The 613-nt window shown below is 62.0% G+C and carries 1 protein-coding gene; it reads right to left on the reverse strand.

Translation table 11 applies throughout. The annotated features are described in order from the left end of the window. Positions 1-159: 159 nt before the first annotated feature. Positions 160-613 (reverse strand): N-acetylmuramoyl-L-alanine amidase (locus D1159_RS19055; RefSeq protein ID WP_161847145.1); only part of this gene is annotated, 454 nt, incomplete at its 5' end.

Genomic DNA, 613 nt, shown 5'->3' on the forward strand with positions numbered 1-613 from the left:
CGCGCCGCCCCCGCCAGCAGATCCCACAGGGCGCTCCAGCTGGTCAGGTCCGCCGCCGTCAGCCCGGCATAGGCCAGAATAGGGGTGAGTACCGCCAGCACCATCTGCGCCCACCACAGAGGGTTATGGGCTCTCACTTTCCAGTTCATATAGCGCCTCCTAATCGAATAAACCCAGCCGGTCCAGGACGCAGGCGGCCTGCTCCCGGGTCAGGGGGGCCTGGGGGGCGGTGCCGTCAAAGACGCCCTGTTCCTTGGCCTTCGCCCAGCTCTCCGCCGCCCAAGAACTTGCCGGCGCGTTCCGCTCCGCCGCAGCTTTCTTGGTTACGACTTCCGCCGCAATGGCCTGTACCTTTTCCTCTGTCATAGGACCCTCCTCCAATCTCTGCTTGAATCTCAGCCACGCCCGGGCGTCCTCCACGAAGGGCGCGGGGCAGACTTTACCGGTCACGTCATAGTGCCGTATTACATTCTGAATGGGGATGTGATACCGCTCCATGATATCCAGTACAAGCTCTACCGTCCGATCTACGGTCTCCGGGTCAAAATACCACGTCCCCGACTTGTCCTTGCGGCAGCACATCTCAATGCCGATGCTGTTGGCGTTGCGGCAT

The sequence above is a fragment of the Pseudoflavonifractor sp. 524-17 genome (genome assembly GCF_009935845.1).
Lineage (GTDB): Bacteria > Bacillota > Clostridia > Oscillospirales > Oscillospiraceae > Pseudoflavonifractor_A.